General features: G+C 59.2%; 22 protein-coding genes. 1 reads left to right on the top strand and 21 read right to left on the bottom strand.

Annotation, left to right across the window (positions count from 1 at the left end; all coding sequences use genetic code 11):
• Nucleotides 1–14 precede the first annotated feature (14 nt).
• From ispG to trmJ, 15 genes are all read right to left on the bottom strand, one after another.
• Entirely contained in the window at nt 15–1,124 is a 1,110-nt protein-coding gene (gene ispG / locus C0058_RS05585) for a flavodoxin-dependent (E)-4-hydroxy-3-methylbut-2-enyl-diphosphate synthase (RefSeq protein ID WP_003209666.1), read from the bottom strand.
• Between the two features lie 4 nt (nt 1,125–1,128).
• The gene (locus C0058_RS05580; RefSeq protein WP_003209667.1) at nt 1,129–2,121 is read right to left on the bottom strand and encodes a RodZ family helix-turn-helix domain-containing protein; all 993 of its coding nucleotides are present in this window, start codon (nt 2,119–2,121) and stop codon (nt 1,129–1,131) included.
• Entirely contained in the window at nt 2,121–2,879 is a 759-nt protein-coding gene (pilW, locus tag C0058_RS05575) for a type IV pilus biogenesis/stability protein PilW (RefSeq protein ID WP_102368190.1), read from the bottom strand. The genes C0058_RS05580 and pilW overlap by 1 nt, the downstream gene beginning before the upstream one ends.
• 12 nt (nt 2,880–2,891) lie before the next feature.
• Complete coding sequence (gene rlmN / locus C0058_RS05570) at nt 2,892–4,040, bottom strand: 23S rRNA (adenine(2503)-C(2))-methyltransferase RlmN (protein ID WP_003209670.1); 1,149 nt, start codon at nt 4,038–4,040, stop codon at nt 2,892–2,894.
• 30 nt (nt 4,041–4,070) lie between these two features.
• Nucleotides 4,071–4,496, bottom strand: a complete 426-nt coding sequence (ndk, locus tag C0058_RS05565) for a nucleoside-diphosphate kinase (protein WP_003175956.1) — start codon at nt 4,494–4,496, stop codon at nt 4,071–4,073.
• 92 nt (nt 4,497–4,588) lie between these two features.
• Nucleotides 4,589–4,789: a Fe-S cluster assembly protein IscX gene (gene iscX, locus C0058_RS05560; RefSeq protein ID WP_003209673.1), complete on the bottom strand. Its 201-nt coding sequence runs from the start codon at nt 4,787–4,789 to the stop codon at nt 4,589–4,591.
• A 14-nt stretch (nt 4,790–4,803) separates the two neighbouring features.
• The gene (gene fdx / locus C0058_RS05555; RefSeq protein WP_003209674.1) at nt 4,804–5,145 is read right to left on the bottom strand and encodes an ISC system 2Fe-2S type ferredoxin; all 342 of its coding nucleotides are present in this window, start codon (nt 5,143–5,145) and stop codon (nt 4,804–4,806) included.
• A 3-nt stretch (nt 5,146–5,148) separates the two neighbouring features.
• Complete coding sequence (hscA, locus tag C0058_RS05550; RefSeq protein ID WP_087695132.1) at nt 5,149–7,011, bottom strand: Fe-S protein assembly chaperone HscA; 1,863 nt, start codon at nt 7,009–7,011, stop codon at nt 5,149–5,151.
• Between the two features lie 51 nt (nt 7,012–7,062).
• Nucleotides 7,063–7,584, bottom strand: coding sequence for a co-chaperone HscB (gene hscB / locus C0058_RS05545; RefSeq protein WP_008438289.1), 522 nt, complete (start codon nt 7,582–7,584; stop codon nt 7,063–7,065).
• Nucleotides 7,585–7,592: 8 nt separating this feature from the next.
• Entirely contained in the window at nt 7,593–7,916 is a 324-nt protein-coding gene (gene iscA / locus C0058_RS05540; protein ID WP_003209680.1) for an iron-sulfur cluster assembly protein IscA, read from the bottom strand.
• A gap of 28 nt (nt 7,917–7,944) precedes the next feature.
• Nucleotides 7,945–8,331: a Fe-S cluster assembly scaffold IscU gene (iscU, locus tag C0058_RS05535; protein ID WP_003209682.1), complete on the bottom strand. Its 387-nt coding sequence runs from the start codon at nt 8,329–8,331 to the stop codon at nt 7,945–7,947.
• Nucleotides 8,332–8,433: 102 nt separating this feature from the next.
• Nucleotides 8,434–9,648 carry an IscS subfamily cysteine desulfurase gene (locus C0058_RS05530; protein ID WP_008438290.1) on the bottom strand — a complete coding sequence of 405 codons (1,215 nt, stop codon included), beginning with the start codon at nt 9,646–9,648 and terminating at the stop codon, nt 8,434–8,436.
• Between the two features lie 50 nt (nt 9,649–9,698).
• Nucleotides 9,699–10,190 (bottom strand): Fe-S cluster assembly transcriptional regulator IscR, encoded by a 492-nt coding sequence (gene iscR, locus C0058_RS05525; protein ID WP_003210305.1) that lies wholly within the window; start codon nt 10,188–10,190, stop codon nt 9,699–9,701.
• 302 nt (nt 10,191–10,492) lie between these two features.
• Entirely contained in the window at nt 10,493–11,278 is a 786-nt protein-coding gene (gene cysE / locus C0058_RS05520; RefSeq protein WP_008438291.1) for a serine O-acetyltransferase, read from the bottom strand.
• Nucleotides 11,279–11,280: 2 nt separating this feature from the next.
• On the bottom strand, nt 11,281–12,051 hold the full coding sequence (trmJ, locus tag C0058_RS05515; RefSeq protein WP_003210307.1) for a tRNA (cytosine(32)/uridine(32)-2'-O)-methyltransferase TrmJ: 771 nt from the start codon (nt 12,049–12,051) through the stop codon (nt 11,281–11,283).
• Nucleotides 12,052–12,196: 145 nt separating this feature from the next.
• Between trmJ and suhB the strand changes: the two genes are divergently transcribed.
• The gene (gene suhB / locus C0058_RS05510; protein ID WP_003175971.1) at nt 12,197–13,012 is read left to right on the top strand and encodes an inositol-phosphate phosphatase; all 816 of its coding nucleotides are present in this window, start codon (nt 12,197–12,199) and stop codon (nt 13,010–13,012) included.
• 51 nt (nt 13,013–13,063) lie between these two features.
• Here suhB and C0058_RS05505 read toward each other — a convergent pair whose 3' ends face one another.
• From C0058_RS05505 to queA, 6 genes are all read right to left on the bottom strand, one after another.
• Nucleotides 13,064–13,612, bottom strand: coding sequence for a glycine zipper 2TM domain-containing protein (locus C0058_RS05505; RefSeq protein WP_003210309.1), 549 nt, complete (start codon nt 13,610–13,612; stop codon nt 13,064–13,066).
• 123 nt (nt 13,613–13,735) lie between these two features.
• Nucleotides 13,736–14,650 (bottom strand): protein translocase subunit SecF, encoded by a 915-nt coding sequence (gene secF, locus C0058_RS05500; protein ID WP_003210311.1) that lies wholly within the window; start codon nt 14,648–14,650, stop codon nt 13,736–13,738.
• A 9-nt stretch (nt 14,651–14,659) separates the two neighbouring features.
• Nucleotides 14,660–16,528: a protein translocase subunit SecD gene (gene secD / locus C0058_RS05495; RefSeq protein WP_003210312.1), complete on the bottom strand. Its 1,869-nt coding sequence runs from the start codon at nt 16,526–16,528 to the stop codon at nt 14,660–14,662.
• 62 nt (nt 16,529–16,590) lie between these two features.
• Nucleotides 16,591–16,929, bottom strand: a complete 339-nt coding sequence (gene yajC, locus C0058_RS05490) for a preprotein translocase subunit YajC (protein ID WP_003175975.1) — start codon at nt 16,927–16,929, stop codon at nt 16,591–16,593.
• 43 nt (nt 16,930–16,972) lie between these two features.
• Nucleotides 16,973–18,088, bottom strand: coding sequence for a tRNA guanosine(34) transglycosylase Tgt (tgt, locus tag C0058_RS05485; protein WP_003210314.1), 1,116 nt, complete (start codon nt 18,086–18,088; stop codon nt 16,973–16,975).
• Nucleotides 18,089–18,093: 5 nt separating this feature from the next.
• Nucleotides 18,094–19,143 carry a tRNA preQ1(34) S-adenosylmethionine ribosyltransferase-isomerase QueA gene (queA, locus tag C0058_RS05480; protein WP_008438293.1) on the bottom strand — a complete coding sequence of 350 codons (1,050 nt, stop codon included), beginning with the start codon at nt 19,141–19,143 and terminating at the stop codon, nt 18,094–18,096.
• Nucleotides 19,144–19,232 lie beyond the last annotated feature (89 nt).

The following is a 19,232-nucleotide window of genomic DNA, read 5'->3' as shown; positions in this document are numbered from 1 at the left end:
TTAAATTCGTTCGATCAGCCGCGCGCGATAACCGCTGCGTCAGCTTCGACCTTTTCGGCCGCTTTCTGGCGGATCAGCCGTTCCAGCTCATCCACCAGATTGTCATTCGTCAATTTCTGCGACGGCTTACCGTCGATGTAAATCAGGTTTGGCGTACCACCGGTCAGGCCCACATGGGCCTCTTTGGCCTCACCCGGCCCGTTGACCACACAGCCGATCACCGCGACATCCAGCGGCACCAGCAGGTCTTCGAGGCGTACTTCCAGTTCGTTCATGGTTTTCACCACGTCGAAGTTCTGCCGCGAGCAGCTCGGGCAGGCAATGAAGTTGATGCCACGGGAACGCAAATGCAGGGATTTGAGAATGTCGTAACCGACTTTCACTTCCTCTACCGGGTCTGCCGCGAGGGAGATGCGAATAGTATCGCCAATCCCGTCGGCCAGCAGCATACCGAGACCCACCGCAGATTTCACTGTGCCTGAGCGTAAACCGCCGGCTTCGGTGATACCCAGGTGCAGCGGCTGGACGATTTCCTTGGCCAGCAGGCGGTACGCTTCTACCGCCATGAACACGTCGGAAGCCTTTACGCTGACCTTGAAGTCCTGGAAATTCAGGCGTTCGAGGTGTTCAACGTGGCGCAGCGCGGACTCGACCAGTGCGGCCGGCGTCGGCTCGCCGTATTTCTTTTGCAGGTCTTTTTCCAGGGAGCCGGCGTTGACGCCGATGCGAATTGGAATCCCGCGATCACGGGCGGCATCCACCACGGCGCGAACCCGGTCTTCACGACCGATGTTGCCCGGGTTGATCCGCAGGCAATCGACGCCCAACTCGGCCACGCGCAACGCGATCTTGTAGTCGAAGTGGATATCGGCGACCAGCGGCACCTTGACCAGTTGCTTGATGCGGCCAAAGGCTTCGGCAGCGTCCATATCCGGTACGGATACACGCACGATGTCGACGCCCGCCGCTTCCAGGCGGTTGATCTGGGCGACAGTGGCCGCCACATCATTGGTGTCGCTGTTGGTCATGCTTTGTACTGCGATGGGGGCATCGCCGCCCACCGGCACCGAGCCGACCCAGATCTTGCGCGATACGCGACGTTTGATTGGAGATTCGCCGTGCATGACTTTATTGTCCCAACTTGAGGCGAGCAGTCTCGCCACTGGTGAACGGCGCCACGTCCACAGGCTGGCCGTTGTAGGCCACTTGCGCGCCACGGGCAAAGCCCAGACGCAGCGTCAAAGGAGGCTTGCCGCCCTGGTCAAGTGTATCTCCCTTACGCTTCAGACCACTGAACAGCACCTTGCCGTTGCCATCGGAGACTTGCGTCCAGCAGTCAGCGACGTAGGTAATTTGTACTCGGCCATCACCGGCGATCAGTACCGGGGTGGTTGGCGCGGAAATCGCCGGGGCGACGGGAGCCGTTGTTGCCGGAGCCTGCGCCGGTACTGCTGGCGTTGCTGGCGTATGAGCTGGAGCAGCAGGCGTCACTGCAACCGCTGGAGCGGGTGCGACGGGTGCCACTGCGGCGGCAGTACCTGCTTCGGGCGCAGGCTGCTCGGCGCTTGGCTCTGCCTCAGGCGCCGCCTGACCCTGGGCCACGGCCTGGTCTTCCGGCTCATCCAACGGATGAATCTGGGTGGTGCCGTCGGCGCTTTCGACTTCGACGTGCTCCATGGCGTTGCTGGACAAGTCCTTGCCACGCTGAGCGGTCTGATCCTGCCACCATACAAAACCACCGCCGATCACGGCGATGAGCAGCAACAGGCTGACAATGCGCAAAATGGTGTGGGAAACCCGCACAGGCTCTTCAATGCGGCCAAGACCATGGACATTGCTGCCCTGGGAATCGGTACCGGTGATTTGGTCGAACTCCTGGACCAATGCAGCCTGGTCGATACCCAGCAACTTGGCGTAGGCGCGGATATAGCCGCGGGCAAAGGTGTGCCCTGGCAGCTTGTCGAATGCGCCAGCTTCAAGGTTGCCCAATGAAGTCGTGGTCAAATTGAGCTTGAGGGCCACTTCTGCCAGCGACCAACCATTGCTTTCGCGGGCCTGACGCAAGGTCTCGCCTGGGTTTCCACGATTAGCTGCTACAACTTCCGGGTGCGCCGCTTTCATCATTGCTCCGACAGGTATTGCTGATATTCCGGCGTACCGGGATAGAGTCGTTCGAGTTGCTGGCCAAAACGTGCGGCCTTGTCGCGTTCTTCATGAACCGTCGCCAGGCGCACACCGAGCAATAGACTACGTGCATTTTGCCCGCTCAGCAGGCTAAAACGCTCGTAATAGTCACGTGCCGGCACATAATGCCTGTCTTCGAAGGACAACTCAGCCATTTCGAGCAAGGCCCGTGGCTGGCGCTGGTTCAGGTGCAGGGCTTTTTCCAGTTGCTGGCGTGCGGTGTCGCGCTGGCCGAGAAGCATTGAGGTCACCCCCAGGTTCTCGAAAATCCGCGAACGCTCAGGATAGAGGGTATCGGCCGCAGCCTGCTGGAAATATTCGGATGCCTGGGCATAACGTTTCTGCGCAAACAAAAAACTGCCGTAGTTATTCAGCAGTCTTGGGTCGCCAGGGCGTGTGGCCAGGGCCTTGTGGAAATATTGATCGGCCAGCTCGGGCTCGGCCTGGGCCTGGAACACCAAGGCCAACGCAGCATTGGCGTCGGCGTCGCTGCCATCCAGCTCAAGGGCCTTCTTCAGCGGCACCTTGGCGTGTTCGGTCATCCCTTGCTGCAAGTACCCCAAGCCCAGCTGCACATAGGCAGCGCGCGCTTCGTCACGGCCCTTGCCGGTTTGCAACGGGCTGTCATGGCCCGATGAAACACAGCCAGCCGCGAGGCTGGCAACAAGCAAAAGCAGCGCAAGGCGCAAGGGCATAGAGATCCTCTCTCAGGTTCGAGTCGCGGCGCTTTGCGGCATATCGTCGGCGGCACTCAATTCACGCACGGCGATATAACGTTCGCTGCGACGGGTGCGATCCAGCACCTGTCCTACCAATTGGCCACATGCCGCATCGATGTCTTCGCCGCGGGTGGTGCGCACGGTGACGTTGAAGCCTGCATGGTGCAGTTGATCCTGGAAACGGCGGATGGCGTTGTTGCTCGGCCGCTCATAGCCAGAATGGGGAAACGGGTTAAACGGAATCAGGTTGATCTTGCACGGTACGTTCTTGAGCAACTCGATCATCTCGACCGCGTGCTCGACCTTGTCGTTGATGTCCTTGAGCATGGTGTACTCAATGGTCAACACACGCTTTTCGCCCAAGGTCGCCATGTAGCGCTGGCAAGATTCGAGCAGCATCTTAAGCGGATACTTCTTGTTGATCGGCACCAATTGGTTACGCAATGCGTCATTCGGTGCGTGCAGCGACAACGCCAGGGAGACGTCGATGTGCTTGGCCAGCTCATCGATCATCGGTACCACGCCGGAGGTCGACAGGGTCACGCGGCGCTTGGAGATGCCGTAGCCCAGGTCGTCCATCATCAGGTGCATGGCCGCAACAACGTTGTCGAAGTTCAGCAGCGGCTCGCCCATGCCCATCATCACCACGTTGGTGATGGCACGGTCGGCGGTCGCCGGGATGCTGCCGAACGATTTATTGGCAATCCACACCTGGCCGATGACTTCGGCGGCGGTGAGGTTGCTGTTGAAACCTTGCTTGCCGGTGGAGCAGAAACTGCAATCCAGGGCACAGCCCGCCTGGGACGAAACGCACAGAGTGCCGCGCTTGCCCTGGGGAATGTACACGGTCTCGACGCAGCTGCCGGACGCCACGCGCACCACCCACTTACGGGTGCCATCGGTGGAAATGTCCTCGCTGACCACTTCGGGCCCGCGAACTTCGGCAATGGCCTTGAGCTTGTCGCGCAGGGCCTTGCTGACGTTCGTCATGGCGTCGAAATCATCGACGCCAAGATGGTGAATCCACTTCATTACCTGAGCGGCACGAAAACGCTTCTCCCCGATTGAGTCGAAGAATTTTTCCATTTCCTGTTGAGTCAGACCCAGCAGGTTGGTTTTTGCAGTCAATGTAGTCATGGATTCACCTTCGCTCTTTTAAGCCAATGCTTAGCGAGCGGTTACTTCAGTAGCAGCGAAAAAGTACGAGATTTCGCGGGCAGCAGCGGCTTCGGAGTCCGAACCGTGAACGGCGTTGGCGTCGATCGATTCAGCGAAGTCAGCACGGATGGTGCCGGCAGCAGCTTCTTTAGGGTTGGTAGCGCCCATCAGCTCACGGTTCAGAGCGATAGCGTTTTCGCCTTCCAGAACCTGAACAACAACAGGGCCGGAGATCATGAAGGCAACCAGGTCGCCGAAGAAACCACGAGCGCTGTGCTCAGCGTAGAAGCCTTCAGCTTCAGCCTTGGACAGTTGCTTGAGTTTCGAAGCTACAACCTTCAGGCCGGCTTTTTCGAAACGAGTGGTGATCTCGCCGATGACGTTTTTTGCAACAGCGTCAGGCTTGATGATGGAGAAAGTACGTTGAACAGCCATGGTGTAACTCCAGAAACGGTAATTTGCGAAAAATTAAACCCGCGAATTATACGCGGGTTCTTGGGTATTGCCTAACTGCGTAAAAAGGCGATTCAGTCTGCTTCTTCGATCCACAGGCCTTGTATCGCCTCAAGAACCTTTTCGCCACCCCGATCCGGGATGTCGTCAAATTCCGGCAGCTGCATCACCAGGTTGCGCAACTTGACGAAGTTCACCGACAGAGGATCGACATCCGGGTGAGCTTCAGCAAGTTGTATAGCGATTTCTTGTACATCAACCCATTTCAGGCTCATGACATTTCCTTGAATCAATGCGGCGCTTCGGCGGCATGGTTGAGCGAATACTTCGGAATCTCGACGGTGAGGTCTTCTGTTCCCACTTTTGCCTGACAGCTCAATCGCGACGTCGGCTCAAGGCCCCACGCCCTATCAAGATAGTCCTCTTCCAGCTCATCAGCCTCTTCCAGGCTATTGAAACCTTCGCGGATGATGCAATGGCACGTGGTACAGGCGTTAACGCCGCCGCAGGCGCTTTCGATCTCGATGTGGTTATCGTGAGCGACTTCGAGAATGGACTTGCCGGTCTCAGCCTCCACAACCATACCGTCCGGGCAATGCTCGGCGTGTGGCAGAAAAATGATCTGCGGCATCAGTTAATCCTCAAGTTCATTCAAGTTGCGGCCCGCCAGGGCGGCTTTTACCGTCTGGTCCATACGACGGGCGGCAAAGGCATCGGTCACTTGCGACAGGCGCTTGGTCTGTTGCTCGATGGCGTAACCATCGGTGCCTTTCATCAATTCAGCCAGTTCCTGCATTTGCAGGTCGATGACCATGCGCTCTTCGGCATCCAGCAGACGTTCGCCGTCAGCTTCCAGGGCGCCCTGCACCGCTTCGAGCAGGCGCTGGGCGTCGACTTGCTGCTCACGCAGCACGCGGGCGACCTTGTCGTCACCGGCGTACTGGAACGAATCCTTGAGCATCTTGGCGATTTCACCGTCGGTCAGGCCGTAGGACGGCTTGACCTGGATGCTGGCTTCAACGCCGGAGGCCAGTTCGCGAGCGGCAACGCTGAGCAAGCCGTCGGCGTCGACCTGGAAGGTCACGCGAATCTTCGCCGCACCAGCCACCATCGCAGGAATGCCGCGCAATTCGAAGCGCGCCAGGGAACGGCAGTCGCTGATCAGCTCACGCTCGCCTTGCAGCACGTGAATCATCATGGCCGTCTGGCCATCTTTGTACGTGGTGAAGTCCTGGGCGCGGGCAACGGGGATGGTGGTGTTGCGTGGAATCACCTTCTCCATCAGGCCGCCCATGGTTTCCAGCCCCAGGGACAACGGGATCACGTCAAGCAGAAGCAGTTCGCCACCATCACGCTTGTTACCGGCGAGGGTATCGGCCTGGATCGCGGCACCGATAGCCACCACTTGATCCGGGTCGATTTCAGTCAGCGGCTGACGGCCGAAGGCTTCAGCGACCGCCTCACGAACACGCGGCACGCGGGTCGAACCACCCACCATGACCACGGCGACCACGTCTTCCAGCTCGACACCGGAATCACGCACGGCGCGGCGGCAGGCTTTCAGGCTGCGGGCGACCATCGGTTCGATCAACGAATCGAACGCTTCGCGGGTCAGTTGAGCCGACCAGCTACCGTAGGAAACTTCAACCGACGCAGCATCAGTCAGCGCTTCTTTGGCGGCACAGGCAGTTTGCAGCAAATTACGTTGCGCACCCGGGTCCAGGTCGGCAGACAAGCCGGCGCTGGTGATGATCCAGCCAGCAATGGCGTGATCGAAGTCATCGCCACCCAGGGCGGTATCGCCACCGGTAGCCAGCACTTCGAAGACACCGCCGGTCAGGCGCAGGATCGAAATATCAAAGGTACCGCCGCCCAGGTCGTAAATAGCCACCAGGCCTTCGGCGTGCTGATCCAGGCCGTAAGCCACAGCGGCTGCGGTCGGCTCGTTGAGCAGGCGCAGCACGTTCAGGCCGGCAAGTTTCGCCGCATCCTTGGTGGCCTGGCGCTGAGCGTCATCGAAATATGCAGGAACAGTAATCACCGCACCTACCAGTTCGCCACCCAAGGTGGTTTCGGCGCGCTGGCGCAAGACCTTGAGGATATCGGCCGACACTTCCACCGGGCTTTTCGGGCCCTGGATCGTGTCGATGAACGGCATATGTGATTCGCCGCCGACAAAGCGGTAGGGAAGCTGGTCGCCCAGCTGCTTGACGTCGGACAAACCACGACCCATCAAGCGCTTGACCGACAGCACGGTATTCAAAGGATCGGTAGACGCCGCCAGCTTGGCCGACTCGCCCACTTCGGTGCGGTCAGCGTGATAACGCACGGCAGACGGCAGGATGACCTGGCCATCCGCGTCGGGCAGCGGCTCGGAAAGACCGCTGCGCAATGCAGCGACCAGCGAATTGGTAGTGCCCAAGTCAATCCCGACCGCCAGACGACGCTGGTGCGGTTGAGGACTTTGACCGGGTTCGGCGATCTGCAGTAGGGCCATGGTAATCAGGACTTATCTGTATATCAGGCGTGCAACCTGGGCGGCACTGGGTTAATCGTCGAGGCGCTCTTCTAACTGGCGCACTTCGTAGGTGAGCTTGTCGAGGAACTGCATGCGCCGCATCAGGCGTTCGGCCTGTTCACGTTGCGCCGCATCATCCCAACAGGCTGCGAAGCTTTCGTTGAGTTCATCCTGGGCCACTTTCAGACGGCGCTTGAACACTGCGACACCGGCCAGATCAGCCTCGTCCTGCAGTTCTTCAAGCTCCTCGCGCCATTGCATCTGCTGCATCAGGAAATCAGGGTCCTGGACCGTGACTTCAAGCGGCAGCTCGCGACCGCCCATGGCGAGCAGGTAGCGCGCGCGTTTGGGAGGGTTCTTGAGCGTCTGATAGGCTTCGTTGAGGCTGGCTGATTGCTCCAGCGCCAGGCGTTGCTCACGCTCGGAAGCGTCAGCGAAGCGGTCCGGATGCACCCCACGCGCCAGTTCACGGTAGCGCGTGGCAAGCTGTTCAAGGTCCAGTCGAAAACTCGGCTGCAGCTCGAACAAAGCGAAATGACAAGGAGTACCCACAATCAGCCTCAGATGTTGAAGCTTTCGCCGCAGCCACATTCACCGCGTACGTTGGGGTTGTTGAACTTGAAGCCTTCGTTCAACCCTTCCTTGACGAAATCGAGTTCGGTGCCGTCCAGGTAGGTCAGGCTTTTCGGGTCGATGATCACCTTTTCGCCGTGACTCTCGAACACCTGATCTTCCTCGACCACCTCGTCGACAAACTCCAGCACGTAGGCAAGGCCGGAACAGCCCGTGGTGCGAACACCCAGACGAATCCCCTCACCTTTACCGCGCCCATTCAGGGAGCGGCGAATGTGCTGCGCAGCCGCTTCTGTCATGCTGATAGCCATCGTGACTCCTTACTCGTCGCCAAATTGCTTAGATCAAGCCTTTCTTCTGCTTGTAGTCGCGAACGGCCGCCTTGATGGCGTCTTCCGCGAGTACCGAGCAGTGGATTTTCACTGGCGGCAAGGCCAGTTCTTCGGCCAGCTGGGTGTTGCTGATAGTCACAGCCTCATCCAGGGTTTTGCCTTTCATCCATTCGGTCGCCAGGGAGCTGGAGGCGATGGCCGAACCGCAACCGTAGGTCTTGAACTTGGCGTCTTCGATAACGCCAGCTTCGTTGACCTTGATCTGCAGGCGCATAACGTCGCCGCACGCCGGAGCGCCGACCATGCCGGTGCCGACATCAGGGTCTTCCGCGTTCATCTTGCCGACGTTGCGCGGGTTTTCGTAGTGGTCGATGACCTTTTCGCTGTAAGCCATGGTACTGAATCCTCACTCATCAGGGCCGCTCTGGAACCCTGCAAACACGCCTGCGTTTTCCGCCACGTCTTTACAGAGCCTTTTGGGTGGCGGCTTCTATATTTAGTGTGCCGCCCACTCGATCTTGGAAATGTCGACACCGTCCTTGTACATGTCCCACAGCGGGGACAAGGTACGCAGCTTGGTGACGGCCTCGCAGACTTTCTGCGCGGCGTAGTCGACTTCTTCTTCGGTGGTGAAACGGCCGAATGTAAAGCGGATCGAGCTGTGAGCCAGTTCGTCGTTGCGGCCCAGGGCGCGCAGGACGTAGGACGGCTCAAGGGAAGCCGAGGTGCAGGCCGAACCGGACGAAACCGCCAGGTCCTTGAGCGCCATGATCAGCGACTCGCCTTCGACGTAGTTGAAGCTCAAATTCAGGTTGTGCGGTACACGGGCGGTCATGCTGCCGTTGATGTACAGCTCTTCAAGGTGCTCGACCTGCTTGTAGAAGCGATCGCTCAGGGCCTTGATGCGCACGTTTTCGGCAGCCATGTCTTCCTTGGCCACACGGAACGCTTCGCCGATGCCGACGATCTGGTGGGTCGCCAGGGTGCCCGAACGCATGCCGCGCTCGTGACCGCCGCCGTGCATGGTGGCTTCGATACGTACGCGAGGCTTGCGGCTCACGTAGAGCGCGCCAATGCCTTTAGGGCCGTAGGTCTTGTGGGCAGAGAACGACATCAGGTCGACTTTCAGTTTCGACAGGTCAATATCGACCTTGCCGGTGGACTGCGCAGCGTCGACGTGCAGCAACACGCCCTTGGAGCGGGTCAGCTCGCCGATGGCGGCGATGTCGTTGATGGTGCCGATTTCATTGTTCACGTGGATCACGGAAACCAGGATGGTGTCTTCACGCATCGCGGCTTCGATCATCGCAGGGGTCACGATACCGTCGGTGGTTGGCTCGAGGTAGGTAACCTCAAAACCTTCACGCTCCAGTTGGCGCATGGTGTCGAGGACAGCCTTGTGCTCAATCTTGGTGGTGATCAGGTGTTTGCCTTTGGTCGCGTAGAAATGCGCCGCACCCTTGATTGCCAGGTTGTCGGACTCGGTGGCACCGGAGGTCCAGACGATTTCACGTGGGTCGGCATTCACCAGGTCAGCGACCTGGCGACGAGCGTTTTCCACTGCTTCTTCGGCTTTCCAGCCGAAAACGTGGGAACGGGACGCCGGGTTACCGAAGTTCCCGTCAACCAGCAGGCATTCGCTCATCTTTTGCGCGACACGCGGATCAACCGGGGTGGTCGCTGAGTAATCAAGGTAAATCGGCAATTTCATGGACTTTCTCCTAAATCAGGCTGGCTGGCGTGCCGTTAGCTCTTCGGCTGTCACTCGACGGCGGACGCTTCAATCTTGTCCAGACGCGGCGCCTTGGTGTTGCAACGGCGCTGGTCCTGACGCTGGGCTACTTCTTGCACCTCACGGCGAGTCACAAGATCAGCCAAGCTGATACCACTCAAAAACTCATGGATCTGCAGGCTCAGGTCACACCACAAGTGGTGCGTAAGGCAGGTGTCGCCTGCGTGGCAATCACCCAGGCCCTGGCATTTGGTGGCATCGACGGATTCGTTCACCGCGTCGATCACCTGGGCGACCTGGATGCCCTGCATGTCGCGGGACAATTGATAGCCGCCGCCTGGACCACGAACGCTGGAAACCAGATTGCTGCGGCGCAACTTGGCGAACAACTGCTCGAGGTAGGACAGGGAAATGCCTTGGCGCTCGGAGATATCGGCCAGGGACACCGGCCCATTTTGCGCGTGCAAGGCCAGGTCAAGCATGGCGGTCACCGCGTATCGGCCTTTTGTAGTCAGTCTCATGGACAAGTACCAAGGTGTTTCAGAATGGGAGCAAGTATGCGATTCCCGAGTATTTAAGTCAACTATAAGACCTAGTACTTTAGTCAGGAATACCCGTAAAAAGGGCGCGCGAATCATAGCAGGGCGGGACGGGATGGACCAGCGGGAACAGGGCCAAGCGGGAATTCGGGGCTAATGAAGGTCAAAATGTGGGAGCGGGCTTGCTCGCGAATGCGGTGATTCAGTCAATATATTCGGTGACTGACGCGCAGCTTTCGCGAGCAAGCCCGCTCCCACATGGGTTTTGCAGTGATTGCGAGACTTCAGCCAGCCTTGGTGGCGGCACTTTCGTCCTTGATCTCGGCGAAGTCCTCCTTGCGCAGCTCAGGCAGATCCTTGGCGCAGTAGCTGCTGCCGAGGTCTTTCAGGGCACCGCACATACCGTCCAGCTTGCCGTCCACCGCTTGCAGGTGATCCAGCAACTGACCGATGGCACGCGCTACCGGGTCAGGCATGTCTTCGCTGACGCCATAGGCATCGAAGCCGATCTTCTCGGCCATGGCCTTGCGCTTGGCTTCCTGCTCATCACCCACTTCCGGCTTGACGATGATCCGCCCCGGAATGCCGACAACCGTTGCGCCAGGCGGTACAGCCTTGGTCACCACAGCATTGGAGCCGACCTTGGCGCCCGCACCCACGGTAAACGGACCGAGCACCTTCGCGCCCGCCCCGACTACAACGCCATCTTCCAGCGTAGGGTGGCGCTTGCCTTTGTTCCAGGTTGTGCCACCCAGGGTCACGCCCTGGTACAGGGTCACGTCATCACCAATCTCGGCGGTCTCGCCAATAACGATGCCCATGCCGTGGTCGATAAAAAAGCGGCGACCGACCTTGGCGCCCGGATGAATCTCAATCCCGGTCAACCAACGGCCGAAGTTCGACACCAGCCGCGCCAGCCATTTCCAGCCCATGCCCCACAAGGCGCCGGACAGGCGATGGATCCAGATCGCGTGCATGCCCGGGTAGCAGGTCAGCACTTCAAAGGCGTTGCGCGCCGCCGGGTCACGGTGGAAAACACTCTGGATATCTTCTCGCAAACGCTCGAACATTTTTAATCCTTCCGCTTAAGAAGCTCGCCACGGGCCGCTTTCTGGGTTTCCGTGAGGATGCCACGCAATATATTCATTTCTGCCCGGCTGACCGAGCTGCGTCCGTATAGCCGGCGCAGACGCGCCATCAAGTGCCGCGGTTTTTCCGGATCGAGGAACTCGATGGCCACCAGGGTTTGCTCCAGGTGCTCATAGAATCGCTCCAGCTCGTCCATGGTGGCCAGTTCGCCACTCTTGGTCGATGCAACCTCATCCTTTTCAACCTTGCTTGGCTGGCCTTCAGCAGCCAGCCAGGCCATGCGCACTTCATAGCTCAACACCTGCACCGCTGCCCCGAGGTTCAGCGAACTGAACTCGGGGTCTGATGGGATGTGCACGTGATAATGACATCGCTGCAGCTCTTCATTGGTCAGGCCGGAGTCTTCACGGCCGAATACCAAGGCGATTTCAGCGCCGCCGGCGGCCTCTTCCACGACTTTGGTCCCGCATTCGCGAGGATCCAGCAGCGGCCAGGGGATGCGACGGTCGCGAGCGCTGGTGCCGAGCACCAGGTTGCAGCCGACCAGGGCGTCTTCCAGGGTGGCAACGACCTGGGCTTTTTCGAGGATGTCATTGGCGCCGGACGCGCGCGCATCGGCCTCGTGGTGCGGGAACACACGCGGCTCCACCAGCACCAGGCGCGTCAGCCCCATGTTCTTCATGGCTCGCGCCACGCCGCCGATATTGCCGGGATGACTGGTATTGACGAGGACGACACGGATGTTTTGCAGCAAGGGAGGCGCTCTCGGACACGGGAAAGGGGAGCAAATCTTACAGAACAGCCTAAGGTTATGCCATGAAAGGTAACGTCGTCCTTCACCTGAAGAAAGTTTCTGCTAGAATGCTCGGCTTTCTTTAACAACCTTAGGTGACACATCCATGCAGCCCATGCTGAATATCGCGCTGCGCGCCGCCCGCAGCGCCAGTGAATTGATCTTCCGCTCCATCGAGCGCCTGGATACCATCAAGGTCGACGAAAAAGACGCCAAGGATTACGTATCCGAGGTGGATCGCGCCGCCGAGCAGAAAATCATCGACGCGCTGCGCAAGGCCTACCCTACCCACGGCATCCTCGGTGAAGAAACCGGCCTGCACAAAGGTAGCGGCGAAGGCGAAGACTACCTGTGGATCATCGACCCACTGGATGGCACCACCAACTTCCTGCGCGGTATCCCGCACTTTGCCGTGAGCATTGCCTGCAAATACCGTGGCCGCCTGGAACACGCCGTTGTGCTGGACCCGGTTCGCCAGGAAGAATTCACCGCCAGCCGTGGCCGTGGCGCCCAGTTGAACGGTCGCCGCCTGCGCGTCAGCGGTCGCACCAGCCTCGACGGCGCCCTGCTGGGTACCGGCTTCCCGTTCCGTGACGACCAGATGGACAACCTGGAAAACTACCTGGGCATGTTCCGCGCCCTGGTTGGCCAGACCGCCGGCATCCGTCGCGCCGGCGCAGCCAGCCTGGACCTGGCGTATGTCGCTGCCGGTCGTTTTGATGCGTTCTGGGAGTCGGGCCTGTCCGAGTGGGACATGGCTGCAGGCGCACTGCTAATTCAAGAAGCGGGCGGCCTGGTGAGCGACTTCACCGGTGGTCACGACTTCCTGGAGAAGGGTCACGTGGTTGCCGGCAACACCAAATGCTTCAAGGCAGTCCTGACGGCGATCCAGCCGCACCTGCCGGCTTCGCTGAAGCGCTAAGCGAGCGAGCACAAAAAAGCACCCCTCGGGGTGCTTTTTTTATACCTGGGATTACTGCTGCGGCTGGTTCTGACCGATAACCAGGCGCCCTTCCTTGTCGACGGGGATCTGGTTGCCTGGATCACGATCCATGCGCACGGAGCCTTCCTTGCCGTCCAGGGTGTAACGTACGTCGTACCCGACAACCTTGTCGCTGATGTCATTAACGGTATTACAACGAGTTTGCGTGGTGGTGTAGGTATCGCGGTTCTGCATGCCTTCCTGAACCTTGTTACCAGCGTAACCGCCACCGACCGCACCGGCCACGGTGGCCAGCTTCTTGCCATTACCGCCGCCGACCTGATTACCCAACAGGCCGCCCGCCAGCGCACCGACCACCGTACCGACGATCTGATGCTGATCCTGCACAGGTTTCTGCCGGGTTACGGCAACATCCTTGCAGACTTCACGCGGGGTTTTAATCTGGGTTTTCACCGGCTGCACCGCCAGCACTTGCGCATACTCAGGGCCGCTTTTTACCAGGCTGTAGGTGGCAACAGCACCCCCGGCAGTCACACCGACAGCACCCAATACCGCACCAACCAGTAACGACTTGTTCACGTGAACCTCCTGACCATCACAAACGGACCGAACGATCCGCGCTATACCCAGCCTTGGAGCAAAAAAAAAGGCGCGAGTTCAATACTCGCGCCTTATTTGTAACAGCAGATCAACAATCACCCATCAAGGGCGGTCGTCGACCTCCTTGCCGGTGCTGGCAGGAGGGATCAAGTCTTCGCTGTTGAGGTTCAGCCAGATCAGTACCACGTTGGCGATGTAGATCGACGAGTAGGTACCCGCCAGCACGCCGATGAACAGCGACAGCGAGAAGCCCCACAGGTTGTCGCCACCGAACACCATCAGTGCGGCAATCGCCAGCAAGGTGGAGATCGAAGTCGCCATGGTGCGCAGCAGGGTCTGGGTGGTGGAGATGTTGATGTTCTCGATCAACGTCGCCTTGCGCAGCACCCGGAAGTTCTCACGAACCCGGTCGAATACCACGATGGTGTCGTTGAGGGAGTAGCCAATGATTGCCAGCACCGCCGCCAATACCGTCAGGTCGAAGGTGATCTGGAAGTAGGCCAGGATACCCACGGTCACGATCACGTCGTGGATCAGCGACACAATGGCGCCGACACCGAACTTCCACTGAAAGCGGAAAGCCAGGTAGATCATGATGCCGACCAGCGCCATCAGCATGCCGAGGCCGCCTTGGTCACGCAGTTCTTCACCTACCTGCGGGCCCACGAACTCGACGCGCTTGACCGACGCCGGGTTGTCGCCGCCGACCTTCTGCAAGGCCTCGGCTACCTGGTGACCCAGTTGCGGGTCTTCGCCCGGCATACGCACCAGCAGGTCGGTGGTTGCACCAAAGCTCTGGACGATGGCTTCGTGATAGCCGGCCTTGACCAGCTCGTTGCGCACCAGGCTAACGTCGGCCGGCTTCTCGTAGGTCAGCTCGATGAGCGTACCGCCGGTGAAGTCCAGACCGTAGTTCAGGCCCTTATGGAACCAGCTGAACAACGCCAGAACGGTAAGGAGCATGGTGAAGCCGAACGCAACGTTGCGAACGCCCATGAAGTTGATTGTACGTAACATGGCAGCCCCTTAAATCCACAACTTCTTGAAGTCACGTCCGCCAAAGATCAGGTTGACCATTGCGCGGGTCACCATGATGGCCGTGAACATCGAGGTAAAGATACCGAGGGACATGGTCACCGCAAAACCTTTGACCGGGCCGGTGCCCATGGCAAAGAGAATCCCGCCGACCAACAGGGTGGTCAGGTTGGAGTCGAGAATTGCAGTAAATGCCCGGCCGAAGCCTTCGTTGATTGCCCGTTGCACGGTCATGCCCGCAGCAATCTCTTCACGAATCCGCGAGAAGATCAGTACGTTGGCGTCAACCGCCATACCCATGGTGAGTACGATACCGGCGATACCTGGCAGGGTCAGCGTTGCACCCAGCAGCGACATCAGGGCCAGCAGCATCACCATGTTGCCCGCCAGCGCGACGGTGGCGATGACGCCGAAGAAGCGATAGATGGCGATGATGAACAGGGAGACGAACAGCATGCCCCACAGAGCAGCGTCGATACCCTTGGTGATGTTGTCAGCACCCAGGCTCGGGCCGATGGTACGTTCTTCAGCGAAGTACATCGGGGCGGCCAGGCCACCGGCACGCAGCAGCAGCGCCAGTTCGGACGACTCACCCTGGCCGTTCAGGCCGGTGATGCGGAATTGAGCACCCAGCGGCGACTGGATGGTCGCCAGGCTGATGATCTTCTTCTCTTCTTTAAAGGTCTGTACCGGTACGTCTTTCTCGACGCCGTCAACCACTTGCTTGGTGTAGGTGGTGACAGGACGTTGCTCGATGAAGATCACCGCCATGCTGCGACCGACGTTGCTGCGGGTTGCGCGGCTCATCAGTTCGCCGCCGTGGCCATCCAGGCGGATGTTCACTTCAGGCGTACCGTGCTCGCCGAAACCAGCCTTGGCGTCGGTCACCTGGTCACCCGTAATGATCAAGCCACGCTCGATCAGTGCAGGAGGACGATTGCCTTCACGGAACTCGAACTCTTCTGCAGTAGCACGGGTAGCACCCGGCTCAGCCGCCAGGCGGAATTCCAGGTTGGCTGTTTTACCCAGGATACGCTTGGCTTCAGCGGTGTCCTGCACGCCCGGCAGTTCAACCACGATGCGGTTGGCACCCTGGCGCTGAACGATCGGCTCGGCCACACCCAGCTCGTTGACGCGGTTACGTACCGTGGTCAAGTTCTGTTTGATCGAGTATTCACGGATTTCCGCCAGCTTGGCCGGGGTCATCGCCAGACGCAGTACCGCCTGACCATTGAGGTCGGCCGGAACAATGTCGAAATCGTTGAAGTTCTTGCGGATCAGCGCACGGGCCTGTTCGCGGGTTGCTTCGTCAGCAAAGCCCAGCTGGATGGCACCGTTGAGCTGCGGCAGGCTGCGATAACGCAGGCGCTCTTTACGCAGCAGGCTCTTCACATCGCCTTCGTAGACTTTCAGGCGAGCGTCGAGGGCCTTGTCCATGTCCACTTCCAGCAGGAAGTGCACACCACCGGACAAGTCCAGACCCAGCTTCATCGGGTGTGCGCCGATCGCGCGCAGCCATTTTGGCGTGGTCTGTGCCAGGTTCAGTGCGACGACGTAGTCATCACCCATGACCTTGCGCACAACGTCTTTTGCCGGCAATTGGTCTTCTTGCTTGGTCAGGCGCAACAAGCCGCCCTTCGCATCAGCAGCCAAACTTGCCGCTTTAACCTGGATACCCGCGTCGGTGAGCGCTTTGCTCGCACGGTCCAGATCAGCCTGATTGACCTGCAGCGCAGTGCTGGCGCCAGTGATCTGGATAGCCGGGTCATCAGGATAGAGATTGGGAGCGGAATAAATAAAACCGATCGCCAGCACCGCCAGGATCAGTACGTATTTCCACAGAGGGTATTTGTTCAGCATCACGCCGCCCGCTTATAACGCGGGGCGCCTTGCGCGCCCCGTCGATTGGTAAAGGTTGTTACTTAGATCGCTTTGAGCGTGCCTTTTGGCAGCGTGGCGGCGATGGCGCCCTTCTGGAACTTCATTTCTACGGTGTCGGAGACTTCCAGAACCACGAAAGCGTCGGACACTTTAGTGATCTTGCCGGCGATGCCGCCAGTGGTCACGACTTCGTCGCCTTTCTGCAAGCTGCCCAGCAGGTTCTTCTGCTCTTTGGCGCGCTTGGCCTGTGGACGCCAGATCATCAGGTAGAAGATGACCAGGAAGCCGACCAGGAAAATCCACTCAAAACCACCGCCCATAGGACCGGCAGCGGCCGGTGCAGCGGCATCAGCCATGGCATTAGAGATAAAAAAGCTCATTTAGCACTCCAGTTGCAAATAGTGAATCTTAGGGTCGGAAAACTCAGTCCAAGGGCGGCACAGGCAGCCCGCGCTTGGCATAGAAGGCATCGACGAAGGCGGCCAATGTACCCTGTTGAATAGCCTCGCGCAAACCAGCCATCAGGACTTGGTAGTGACGCAAATTGTGGATGGTATTCAACATGCTACCCAGCATTTCCCCACACTTGTCCAGATGGTGCAGATAAGCGCGCGAGAAGTTCTGGCAGGTGTAGCAGTCACAGGTAGGATCCAGCGGCGATTCATCATGGCGATGGAACGCGTTACGGATCTTCAGCACGCCTGTATCGATGAACAGATGCCCATTGCGGGCATTACGGGTTGGCATCACGCAATCGAACATGTCCACACCGCGGCGCACACCCTCTACGAGATCCTCCGGTTTGCCAACGCCCATAAGGTAACGAGGTTTGTCAGCCGGCATCAGGCCCGGCAGGTAATCCAGCACCTTGATCATCTCGTGCTTGGGCTCGCCCACTGACAGGCCGCCGATGGCCAGGCCGTCGAAGCCGATCTTGTCCAGGCCTTCGAGCGAGCGCTTGCGCAAGCTTTCATGCATGCCGCCCTGCACAATACCGAATAGGGCAGCGGTGTTATCGCCATGGGCGTTTTTCGAGCGCTGGGCCCAACGCAACGACAGTTCCATGGAAATCCGCGCAACGTCTTCATCGGCCGGGTACGGCGTGCACTCGTCGAAAATCATCACGATGTCGGAGCCCAGGTCACGTTGCACCTGCATCGACTCTTCCGGGCCCATGAACACTTTGGCGCCGTCCACCGGGGAGGCGAAGGTCACGCCCTCCTCCTTGATCTTGCGCATGGCGCCCAGGCTGAACACCTGGAAACCACCGGAGTCAGTGAGGATCGGGCCTTGCCACTTCATGAAGTCATGCAGGTCGCCATGCTTCTTGATCACTTCGGTGCCCGGGCGCAGCCACAGGTGGAAGGTGTTGCCGAGGATGATCTCGGCGCCCGTGGCGACGATGTCACGCGGCAGCATGCCTTTTACCGTGCCGTAGGTACCGACCGGCATAAAGGCCGGGGTCTCGACGGTACCGCGAGGGAAAGTCAAACGGCCGCGGCGAGCTTTACCATCCGTGGCCAGCAATTCAAACGACATACGACTCATGATTGTTCCTCTGGGCCGCGCGGCGCCGGATTACGGGTGATAAACATCGCATCACCGTAGCTGAAAAAACGGTATCCGTTATCGATGGCGGCTTGATAAGCGGCCATGGTCTCGGGATAACCGGCAAATGCCGACACCAGCATCAACAGCGTGGATTCCGGCAAATGGAAATTGGTCACCAGGGCATCGACCACATGAAACGGCCGGCCCGGGTATATAAAGATGTCTGTGTCGCCACTGAACGGCTTGAGCACGCCATCGCGCGCCGCGCTTTCCAGCGAGCGCACGCTGGTCGTACCGACCGCCACCACCCGCCCGCCGCGCGCCTTGCACGCTTCAACCGCATCCACGACGTCCTGGCTGACTTCCAGCCACTCGCTGTGCATATGGTGGTCTTCGATGTTATCCACACGCACCGGCTGAAACGTGCCGGCCCCCACGTGCAGGGTCACATAGGCCGTTTCAACGCCTTTGGCGGCAATCGCATCCAGCAGCGGCTGGTCGAAATGCAGCCCCGCCGTCGGTGCAGCCACCGCGCCCAGTCGCTGGGAATACACCGTCTGATAACGCTCGCGGTCCGAGTCTTCATCCGGGCGGTCTATATAAGGAGGCAACGGCATATGGCCGACGCGTTCCAGCAGCGGCAACACTTCCTCGGCAAACCCAAGCTCGAACAACGCATCATGACGGGCCAGCATTTCTGCTTCGCCACCGCCATCGATAAGGATCTTCGAACCCGGTTTCGGCGACTTGCTGGAGCGCACATGGGCCAGCACGCGATGGCTGTCCAGCACCCGCTCCACCAGAATTTCCAGCTTGCCGCCGGATGCTTTCTGGCCAAAAAGGCGAGCCGGAATCACCCGGGTATTGTTGAAAACCATCAAGTCGCCTGGGCGTAAATGCTCAAGCAAATCAGTGAATTGACGGTGTGCGAGGGCACCGCTGACCCCGTCCAGGGTCAGCAGTCGACTGGCGCGACGCTCGGCCAAAGGATGGCGAGCGATCAGCGAATCAGGGAGCTCAAAAGTAAAGTCAGCAACGCGCATGATGGGGTTCGTCTAGCAGGGCCGGGAAGTCTAGCGGAAATAGTGAAAATTGACCATGAAACGTGATTGACCAACGGTAATCTCATCTC

This window comes from Pseudomonas sp. NC02, from assembly GCF_002874965.1.
Taxonomy (GTDB): Bacteria; Pseudomonadota; Gammaproteobacteria; order Pseudomonadales; family Pseudomonadaceae; genus Aquipseudomonas.
The sequence above is the reverse complement of the archived record's forward strand: the minus strand, read 5'-3'. Positions and strand labels throughout refer to the sequence as shown.